The 7,626-nt window shown below is 73.3% G+C and carries 9 protein-coding genes and 1 pseudogene; 6 read left to right on the top strand and 4 right to left on the bottom strand.

Translation table 11 applies throughout. The features are described from left to right. Positions 1-283, bottom strand: a pseudogene (locus AC529_RS20270) (EamA/RhaT family transporter); the annotation flags it as partial. Positions 284-463: 180 nt separating this feature from the next. Between AC529_RS20270 and AC529_RS01165 the strand changes: the two are divergent. Further along, the gene (locus AC529_RS01165; RefSeq protein WP_068753074.1) at positions 464-1,144 is read left to right on the top strand and encodes a hypothetical protein; all 681 of its coding nucleotides are present in this window, start codon (positions 464-466) and stop codon (positions 1,142-1,144) included. Between the two features lie 9 nt (positions 1,145-1,153). Here AC529_RS01165 and AC529_RS01160 read toward each other — a convergent pair whose 3' ends face one another. Further along, positions 1,154-1,984, bottom strand: coding sequence for a spermidine synthase (locus tag AC529_RS01160; RefSeq protein ID WP_068753073.1), 831 nt, complete (start codon positions 1,982-1,984; stop codon positions 1,154-1,156). Between the two features lie 197 nt (positions 1,985-2,181). On the opposite strand from AC529_RS01160, the gene AC529_RS01155 reads away from it, so the two are divergent. Next, entirely contained in the window at positions 2,182-3,930 is a 1,749-nt protein-coding gene (locus AC529_RS01155) for a proline--tRNA ligase (protein ID WP_083947968.1), read from the top strand. Positions 3,931-3,986: 56 nt separating this feature from the next. Here the strand turns inward: AC529_RS01155 and AC529_RS01150 are convergent, their stop codons facing one another. After that, positions 3,987-4,442 carry a ferritin-like domain-containing protein gene (locus AC529_RS01150; RefSeq protein ID WP_068753072.1) on the bottom strand — a complete coding sequence of 152 codons (456 nt, stop codon included), beginning with the start codon at positions 4,440-4,442 and terminating at the stop codon, positions 3,987-3,989. Next, complete coding sequence (locus AC529_RS01145; protein ID WP_068753071.1) at positions 4,443-4,925, bottom strand: hypothetical protein; 483 nt, start codon at positions 4,923-4,925, stop codon at positions 4,443-4,445. Positions 4,926-5,184: 259 nt separating this feature from the next. On the opposite strand from AC529_RS01145, the gene rimP reads away from it, so the two are divergent. The 4 genes from rimP to AC529_RS19280 form a co-directional block, all read left to right on the top strand. Then, positions 5,185-5,658, top strand: a complete 474-nt coding sequence (rimP, locus tag AC529_RS01140; protein ID WP_068753070.1) for a ribosome maturation factor RimP — start codon at positions 5,185-5,187, stop codon at positions 5,656-5,658. A 24-nt stretch (positions 5,659-5,682) separates the two neighbouring features. Next, positions 5,683-6,696: a transcription termination factor NusA gene (gene nusA, locus AC529_RS01135; RefSeq protein ID WP_068753069.1), complete on the top strand. Its 1,014-nt coding sequence runs from the start codon at positions 5,683-5,685 to the stop codon at positions 6,694-6,696. A gap of 17 nt (positions 6,697-6,713) precedes the next feature. Beyond that, entirely contained in the window at positions 6,714-6,977 is a 264-nt protein-coding gene (locus AC529_RS19285) for a YlxR family protein (RefSeq protein ID WP_083947842.1), read from the top strand. A 249-nt stretch (positions 6,978-7,226) separates the two neighbouring features. Beyond that, a partial coding sequence (locus tag AC529_RS19280; RefSeq protein WP_198156254.1) for a translation initiation factor IF-2 N-terminal domain-containing protein occupies positions 7,227-7,626 on the top strand: 400 nt, incomplete at its 3' end.

The following is a 7,626-nucleotide window of genomic DNA, read 5'->3' as shown; positions in this document are numbered from 1 at the left end:
CCTGGAAGGCGGCCAGCAGGGCGCCCGCGGCGCCGACCCGGCGCGCCGCGGCCCCGGTGCGCGGCAGGCGCCGCAGCCGCCCGGCCGCCGCCAGCACCCCGGTGGCCGCAGCCCCGCCCACGAGCAGGCGGTAGCAGGCCGTCGCCAGGGGGTGGACTCCGGTCAGGTCCTGCACGACCGATCCGGCGAAGCCGCCGGTGCCCCACAGCACCCCGGCGAGCGCGAGCAGTAGGGGAGAGCGCCAGCCGGGCGGGGCGGAACGGGACGGGGCGGTCTCGGACACGGGGACTCCGTAGGGTGGGACGGCCGGGACGGGCACCCGGCACTCGAAACATGGGATGAACCTACCTCAAAGAGAGGGCCGGCCGCTCCGGGCGCCCGCTGTCGGCCGACAGCGGTACCGTGCGGACCAAGACCAGCCCGCACCCGGCGGGCGGAACCGTGAGGAAACACCCGAGACCCCATGAACTTTCCGCACCCCGGCCCCTACCCGGGGCCCCAGGGCAACCTGCACGAGGAACTGCTGCGCGTCCCCTACGAGACGGCCGCGCCGTGGCTGCGCGTGATCCTCGCCGGAGACCCCACCCCTCTGGGCACCGACAAGCTGGCCTACTCCATCAACCCGCTCCTGACGGCACTGCTCGTCTACCGCACCAATCCGAACGACTACTCCGGCGCGGTCCTCGACAAGCGCCACGCCCAGGCGTGGGGGCGCAGCAAGCAGGACCTGTGGTTCGCCGCCCTGGGCAACATGGCCCGCGACCGCTACCAGGAGCACGTGCTGCCCTCGGGCGCCGACACCGACGTCCACGTCGTCCAGGGCGTCGACTGGGCCGGCTCGGCACACGTGATGCGGCTGCCCGACGTCATGCGCCGCCCCGCCCCCCACGGGGCGCTGGTCATGCTGCCCGACCCCAACGTCATGGTCTACACGGTGCTGTACAGCCGCCGTTCGCTGCCGGTCATCCCGTTCCTCTACACCGTCTTCCGGCAGTACGCCGCCGCCCCGGTCACCGACCAGATGCTGTGGTGGCACGACGGCCGGGTCCACGGCATGTCCACCCGGCCCGCGCCGGACGGCGGCGTGCAGCTCAGGCAGTCCCCGGAGTTCAGCGACCTCATCGAGCGGCGCCTGCCCGCCTGACCCGCAGGCTCAGAAGACGCTCTCCGGGGGAGCCGGGGAGTCCTGGGCCGTCGCGTCGTGCACGACCGCCGCCCCCGCGGCGAACCGGTCGAGCTCCGCGCCGCACAGCACCCGGGCCATGTCCGGGTCCCGGTGCGCCCGCCGGGCCAGCTCGTCCACGGGCAGCTCCCGGTGCCCCGCCACCAGGACCAGGTTGCCGAACCGCCGCCCACGCAGCACCGAGGGCTCGGCGATCAGCGCCACGTGCGCGAAGACCCGGCCCACGGTGGCGACCTGGGCGCGGGCGTGCCGCAGCGCGCGGCCGTCGCCCACGTTCGCCGCGTACAGGCCGCCGGGCCGCACCACCCGGGCCGCCTCCGCCGCGAACTCCACCGACGTCAGGTGCGCCGGGGTGCGCGCCCCCGCGAACACGTCGCACACCACCAGGTCGGCGCTGTCCTCCCGGCGCGCCGCCAGCCAGGCGCGGGCGTCCCCCGTGGCCACCCGCAGGTCGGCCCGGCGGTCCCAGGGCAGCTCCCGCCGCACCAGCGCGACCAGGTCCCCGTCGATGTCCACGGCGCGCTGCCGCGACCCGGGGCGGGTGGCGGCGATGTAGCGGGCCAGGGTGAGCGCCCCCGCGCCCAGGTGGAAGGCGTCGACGGGGGTCCGCTCCGGCGCCACCAGGTCCGCCACGTGCCCCAGGCGGCGCACGTACTCGAAGTCGAGGTGGGTGGGATCGGAGAGGTCCACGTGCGACTGCGGGGTGCCGTCCACCAGCAGCACCCACGAGTCGGGGCGGTCGGCGTCCCGCAGCAGTTCCCTCGTCGGCCGCTCCGCCGCCTCCGCGTCGCCCCTGCCCATGCGTCTTCCGTCCCTCCTGGTCGTGCGGTCCGTGCCGGTCCCACGGTAGGCGCACCGCGGAGCGGACGCGCGGGGAGTCCGCGCCTCCCGCCCGGTACCGCTAGCCTGGAAGCCCCTTCCGGGCGAGGCCGTCGACCCGCCCAGACCCAAGAAGCCCGAGCGGAGTGCCTCCGCGATCTCACCGAGGAGTGGTGGTCGTGCTACTGCGGATGTCGAACCTGTTCCTGCGCACCCTGCGTGAGGACCCGGCGGACGCCGAGGTGCCGAGCCACAAACTCCTGGTACGCGGCGGGTTCGTGCGCCGCACCGCGCCCGGCGTCTACACCTGGCTGCCCCTGGGCAAGATCGTGCTGGAGAACGTCGCCGCCGTGGTGCGCGAGGAGATGAACCGCATCGGCGCCCAGGAGGTGCTGCTGCCCGCGCTGCTGCCCCGCGAGTACTACGAGGCCACCGGCCGGTGGACCGAGTACGGCGACACCCTGTTCCGGCTGAAGGACCGCCGGGGTGCCGACTACCTGCTCGGCCCCACCCACGAGGAGCTGTTCACCCTGCTGGTCAAGGGCGAGTACTCCTCCTACAAGGACTTCCCGGTCATCCTCTACCAGATCCAGGAGAAGTTCCGCGACGAGGCCCGGCCGCGCGCCGGGATCCTGCGGGGCCGCGAGTTCCACATGAAGGACTCCTACTCCTTCGACCTCGACGACGAGGGGCTGCGGCGCTCCTACGAGGCGCACCGCGAGGCCTACATCCGCATCTTCGACCGGCTCGGCCTGGAATACGTGATCGTCAAGGCCACCTCCGGCGCGATGGGCGGCTCCGCCTCCGAGGAGTTCCTGGCGATCGCGCCCAGCGGCGAGGACACCTTCGTCCGCAGCACCGGCTCCGACTACGCCGCCAACGTGGAGGCCGTGGTCACGCCCGCCCCGCCCGCCCGCCCGATCGAGGGCCTGCCGGAGGCGCGGGTGCACCACACCCCCGGCACCCCCACCATCGAGTCGCTGGTGGACTTCCTCAACGGCGCCGGGCTCGGCCGGACCTTCACCGCCGCCGACACCCTCAAGAACGTCATGGTCAAGACCCGCGCCCCCGGCGAGAAGGACTGGGAGATCGTCGGCATCGGCGTGCCCGGCGACCGCGAGGTCGACATGAAGCGCCTGGAGGCGTCCCTCGCCCCGGCCGAGGTGGCGCTGCTGGAGGAGGAGGACTTCGCGGCCCACCCCTTCCTGGTCAAGGGCTACATCGGCCCCGGCGCGCTACAGGCCAACAAGATCCGCTACCTCGTCGACCCCCGCGTCGTCGAGGGCACCGCCTGGGTCACCGGCGCCGACCAGGCCGACCACCACGTGGTCGACCTGGTGTGCGGGCGCGACTTCACCCCCGACGGCACGATCGAGGCCGCCGAGGTCCGCGACGGCGACCCCGCGCCCGACGGCAGCGGCACCCTCTACACCGCGCGCGGCATCGAGATCGGGCACGTCTTCCAGCTCGGCCGCAAGTACACCGACGCGTTCTCCCTGGACGCGCTCGGCCCCGACGGCAAGCCCAGGCGGATCACCATGGGCTCCTACGGCATCGGCGTCTCCCGCGTGGTCGCCGCCGTCGTCGAGCAGTCCCACGACGAGCGGGGCATCATCTGGCCGCGGCAGATCGCCCCCGCCGACGTGCACGTGGTCGGCACCGGCAAGGGCGAGCAGATCGAGGTCGCCCTGCGGATCGGCCGGGAGCTGGAGGAGCGGGGCGTGCGGGTGCTGGTGGACGACCGCAAGGGCGTCTCCCCCGGGGTGAAGTTCACCGACGCGGAGCTGCTCGGCATCCCCACCGGGGTCATCGTGGGCAGGGGACTGGCCGACGGCGTGGTCGAACTGCGCGACCGCGCCACCGGCGAGCGCTCCGAGGTCTCCCTGGACAGCGTCGTCGACACGGTCGTCGCCATCGTCAACGGCTGAGGCCGGACCGCAGCTCCCGGGGCGTCCCGCGCGGGCGCCCCGGACGTGTGTGCGCCCTACAGCTCCCCGCCGGGGAAGCCGGGGAAGGCGCTCAGCGTGCCGCCCAGCGCCAGGGTGCGCCGGGTCGCCTCGCGCAGGGCGCGGCCCGCGAGGTCGCGCAGGCCGGTGTCGGGCACGGCGGCCAGCTCCAGGTACGCCTGCGCCGTGGTCTCCTCCAGCCCGGCCGCGAAGGCCCGCAGCGCCTCGGTCCCGTCCTCCTCCGGCAGTTGGTAGGCGTCCTCTCCGCCGGGGGGAACGGTGTTGCGCGCGGCCAGCTCGCCGTGGAGCGCGTCCCGCCAGGCGCGGTGCTCCTCCAGGTGGGCCAGGCACAGCTCGCGCAGGTCCGCGCCGATCCCGGCGGCCGCGAAGCCGTAGCCGTACACCGCCGCGTGCTCGGCCAGCAGCGCGTCCCGCAGCGCCGCGACCGCGGCGTCCGCCGTCTCGGTGGGGGTGGGCTCGGACGTACCGGTCAACTATGCCTCCGACAGTAGGTGGACGTGCCCCGCCTCGCAGGCGCCGACGCTGGCGAAGAGCTGGGCCAGTGCGGGGTCGGTGGCCTGGCCGAGCTGGCGGAGCCGGTTCGCCGCGGCGGCCTCCTCCGCGAGCCGCAGCCCCTCCTCGTCGGTGGCCTCGGGCGCGGGCGCCCCGGGACTCGCGGACACCTCCGGCTCGGTGTCGCGCGGGGGCAATCGGTCCCGCAGCACCGCCAGGTGCCGCTCGTGGTGGCCGCGCAGCTCCTCGCACAGCCCGGGGTCCCGGACGGCCCCGGCGTCGATCGCCGCCCTGTAGCGGGCCACCAGCCGCTCCTTCTCCGCGATCGCTGCCCGCAGCAGGTACTCGTCGGGAGTGACCTCGCTGGGGTACCAGTCGGAGCCGCGGCAGCCGCTCGCCCCGAGCACGGCGGCCAGCGCGCCGCCCGCCAGGACCGCGCGGCGGGAGAGGGCGTGGTCGCGCAACGGTACCTCCTGAGGACACGACGGGAGAGGAGCCGAACGCGCCCTATCTTCGCACGCCGTGCAGTGCTGCGGGGCGGTGCGCGGCGGGGCGGCGGACCGGGAGGCGGCACCACGGCACGTGGAGCGATGCGGGGCAGCCGCCGACTGTGGATACCCTTGGAGCTGAAGCCGTCGCCTCCGGGGCGGCGGCGCACCGATGACACGACTGGACCGCCCCGCGACCGCCGGGACCGGGACGGGAACGCCGAGGAGGATCACGATGGGCGCGCAGACCCGCCACGAGCGTCTCGCGCAACTGCTGACCCCCATCCTGGACGAGGCAGGACTCGACCTGGAGGGACTGGAGATCGCTCCGGTCGGCAGGCGCCGTCGGGTCCGGGTGGTGGTCGACTCCGACGACGGCGTTGACCTGGAGACCGTGGGCGAGGTCAGCCAGAAGATCTCCACCGCGCTTGACGAGGCCGATGTCATGGGGCAGTCTCCGTACGTACTGGAGGTGACCTCGCCTGGCGTGGACCGGCCGCTGACCGAGCCACGGCACTGGCGGCGCGCCCGGGGACGCCTGGTGCACGCGCCGCTCGTCGCCGGTGGCCAGGTGAGAGGGCGCGTGGTCGCCACCGACGAGACGGGCGTCACCTTCGACGTCGATGGCCAGAGCCAGGTGTACGCCTTCTCCGACCTGGGACGAGGCAAGGTCCAGGTGGAATTCCGCCACGACGACGCGGCGGACTAGAGGGGGAGCCCCGTGGATATCGACATGAGTGTCCTGCGCAGCCTGGAACGCGAGAAGGACATCTCGGTGGACCTCGTCGTCAAGGCGATCGAGGACGCGCTGCTGATCGCGTACCGCCGCCAGGAGGGCCCCGACACCAACGCCAGAGTGGAGTTGGACCGCGCCACGGGACACGTCACGGTGTGGGTCGAGGAGCGCGACGAGGACGGGCAGTTCGTGCGCGAGTACGACGCCACTCCCTCCGGCTTCGGCCGTATCGCCACCTCCACCGCCAAGCAGGTCATCCTGCAACGGCTGCGCGACGCCGAGGACGAGGTCACCCTGGGCGAGTTCGCCGGCCGCGAGGGCGAGATCGTCTCCGGCGTCATCCAGCAGGGCAAGGACCCGCGCAACGTGCTGGTCGACCTCGGCCGCATCGAGGCCGTCCTGCCGCCCCAGGAGCAGGTGCCGACCGAGACCTACAACCACGGCGAGCGGCTGCGCGCCTACGTCGTCCAGGTCCGCAAGGGCCACCGCGGCCCCTCGGTGACACTGTCGCGCACCCACCCCAACCTGGTGCGCAAGCTCTTCCAGTTGGAGGTGCCCGAGATCGCCGACGGCACCGTCGAGATCGCCGCGATCGCGCGCGAGGCGGGGCACCGCACCAAGATGGCCGTCCGGTCCAACAAGCCCGGCGTCAACGCCAAGGGCGCGTGCATCGGACCGCTCGGCAGCCGGGTGCGCAACGTCATGAACGAGCTGCGCGGCGAGAAGATCGACATCGTCGACTACTCCGAGGACCCGGCCAGGTTCGTCGCCAACGCGCTGTCGCCCGCCAAGGTCAACCACGTCGAGGTGGTCGACGCCGCGGCCCGTGTGGCCCGGGTCACCGTGCCCGACTACCAGCAGTCGCTGGCGATCGGCAAGGAGGGGCAGAACGCCCGGCTGGCGGCCCGCCTCACCGGCTGGCGCATCGACATCCGCTCCGACACCGAGCTGGCCGCCCAGCGCGAGCAGGAGCAGGGGGAGTCGGACGGCCGTACCGGCGCCCAGGGCTGACGGGGGCCGCTGTTAGGATGGGAACCGATCCAGCGGCTCCCGTGCGCACGTGCGTGGGCTGCAGGGCGAAAGCAGCCCAGTCCGACCTCGTACGGTTGGCACTGGACGGGGACGCGGTCGTGTGCGACCCGGCACGGCGGATGCCGGGACGGGGAGCCTACCTCCACCCCGACCGGCGGTGCTGGGAGGCCGCTCAGCGGCGTCGGGTCTGGCCACGGGCGTTCCGCGCAGGTCGGGCACTCGACGCCTCGGCCGTCGCCGAGTGCTTCGCCGCGGTCTGATTTCGAATCAGCCGGGGTTCTGGATTAGGGTTGGAATGATCACGCCGCCCGCCTGGTTGTACTGACCGGGTACGCGGCGGGTCTTGTCATGCCGGGAGGACCCGGTGTCATCCACCCATTGTTGTGTAGCGACGAGTCGGAAGCGGGTCGAGATTGCGATGAGCGCTCGATGAGTACGCAGCGATGAGTACGTCAAGCTAGCGACGGTCCGGCACACGCTCATGTCCCGGACCGAGATAGAGGAGAGCAGTGGCGAAGGTCCGGGTATACGAGCTCGCTAAAGAGTTTGGTGTGGAGAGCAAGGCTGTCCTGGCCAAACTCCAGGAGATGGGCGAATTCGTACGTTCGGCGTCCTCGACGATCGAGGCGCCCGTGGTACGCCGCCTGAAAGAGGCTTTCAACGAGAACAACGGCTCCGGCGGGGCGAAGGGCGGGGCGAAGAGCAGCCCCAAGCCGCGCCCGCGTCCCGAGCCGACCAAGGCCCCGGCCCCGTCGGCCGGCGGCGAAGCAGCACGTCCCACCGTTGTTCCCAAGCCCGGCCCCAAGCCGGGTCCGCGCCCCGCGGCCAACGCCCCCGGCGGCTTCCGCGCACCGGCCCCCGAGGGTGAGGCCCCGCGTCCGGCGGCGCCCAAGCCGGGTCCGCGCCCCG

It is taken from the genome of Thermobifida cellulosilytica TB100, assembly GCF_001517975.1.
Taxonomy (GTDB): domain Bacteria; phylum Actinomycetota; class Actinomycetes; order Streptosporangiales; family Streptosporangiaceae; genus Thermobifida; species Thermobifida cellulosilytica.
This window is presented reverse-complemented; position numbering and strand designations above follow the sequence as displayed.